Origin of the sequence: uncultured Methanobrevibacter sp., from assembly GCF_937881195.1 — an archaeon.
Taxonomy (GTDB): Archaea; Methanobacteriota; Methanobacteria; order Methanobacteriales; family Methanobacteriaceae; genus Methanobinarius.
In genome coordinates this window covers 1-1,692 of the sequence record NZ_CALGFC010000035.1, presented here as the reverse complement: position 1 = coordinate 1,692, position 1,692 = coordinate 1, and the positions used below count along the sequence as shown (strand labels likewise).

1 protein-coding gene is annotated in these 1,692 nt (G+C 25.9%); it reads left to right on the top strand.

Going from position 1 to position 1,692, the window contains the following annotated elements; all coding sequences use genetic code 11:
* Positions 1-110 precede the first annotated feature (110 nt).
* Positions 111-1,634 carry an IS1182 family transposase gene (locus Q0087_RS05480; RefSeq protein WP_297898675.1) on the top strand — a complete coding sequence of 508 codons (1,524 nt, stop codon included), beginning with the start codon at positions 111-113 and terminating at the stop codon, positions 1,632-1,634.
* Positions 1,635-1,692: the final 58 nt, after the last annotated feature.

The window sequence follows — 1,692 nt, the reverse complement described above, 5'->3', positions numbered from 1 at the left end:
GAGGGTGACTCATAATTTTTTCTTTTTTTTCTTTTATTTTTCCTTTAAATTTATATAGTAGGAAGTACAATCTATATTTAAGAAATATTTTTTGTTAGGTTGTGTTTTTTATGGTTTTAAAAGATGATCCGATTGATCAGCAGCTTTTGGTTCCGATTGATTTGAAAAATTTAATTCCTGATAATCATCCTTGTTATTTGATTCAAAATATTGTTGAAAGGATTGATTTTACAGATATTGATGATAAATATCGTTTTACAGCTGGAGCTCATGCTTATTCTCGTAAAATGCTTTTAAGATTAGTTTTAATGAGTTCTTTTGATGGTGGCTTATCTGGAAGAGAAGTTGAAAGACGTTCAAGGACTGATATTGCTTATATGTATCTTGCTGGAATGCAAAATCCTGATTTTAGAACAATAAATCGTTTTAAAGTTGAAGAAAGTGAATTAATTGATGAAGCTTTTAAAAAATCTATTTTAGTTGCTAAAGAGCAAGGTTTGGTGAAAATTAACCATATTGCTATTGATGGGACAAAAATAAAAGCTAAAGCATCAATTAACAATATAACTGATGAAAAGCAATTAGAAATGCTTAAAAAGATTTTAAAAGATAGTATTGAGTTGGATGAAGAAGAAGATAGGTTACTTGGTGATGAATCTGGTAATGAAATCCCTAAAAATCTAATAAATAAAGAATCATTCGATGAAATCTATGATAAACTTATTGATGATTCATCAAAATCAAAAAACGATTCAAAGTTTAAATTAAGTTCAAAAAAACTTTTAAAAAAAGCTATTAAAGATAAAAAATCTCATGAAAAAGTTTTGAATAAAATCAACTATTTGGAAGATGAATTGAAAAAATCTAATCAAAAAACAATTAGTGTTAATGATCCTGAAACACGTTGGATGTTAAATAAAAAGAGTCAGTGGGAATTTGATTATAATTTACAGATTGGTGTGGATGATTTTAAAGGAATAATGCTATCTATTGGAATATCTAATAATCCAACAGATTTTAATGAGCTAATACCTCAGATAATTCAAATTGAAGAAAATATTGGAGAATTACCAGAAAATACTCAAATTTCAGCTGATAATGGGTATTCTACAGACGAAAATATGGAATATTTAGAAGAACACCAACTTGATGGTTATATATCAAGTAGAAAACTTTCAAGAAAATTAAAAAACATTAATAATATTGAAAAACCTTATTCAAAAGATAATTTTACTTTCAATGTTGAAAAAAATACATATATTTGTCCTGAAGGACAAATTTTAGATAAAAAAGGACAATATGAAAATGGTAAAAAAACTGTTTATTGGACAAATAACTGCAAATATTGCTTGAAAAAAGAGAAATGTGCAGGAAAATATAGATATAGAACAATAACGGATTATGGTAATCCTTCTAAAATTAGAATGCAGCGAAAAATGGAAGAAAAATGGGCTCAAAAAATATACAAAAAAAGATCAAAAACAGTAGAATGGCCATTTGGAAACATGAAAAGAAATTTAAAACTCACTGAATTTAACACAACAGGAATAAAAAGAACACAAACTGAAACCAAATTAATAGGAATTTCACACAATTTAAAAAGAATATACAAAGAAATAAATAAAAATAACTAAAATATAAACCCTAAATCCAAAAAAAGAAAAAAAGAAAAAAATTTTATGAGTCGTCCTC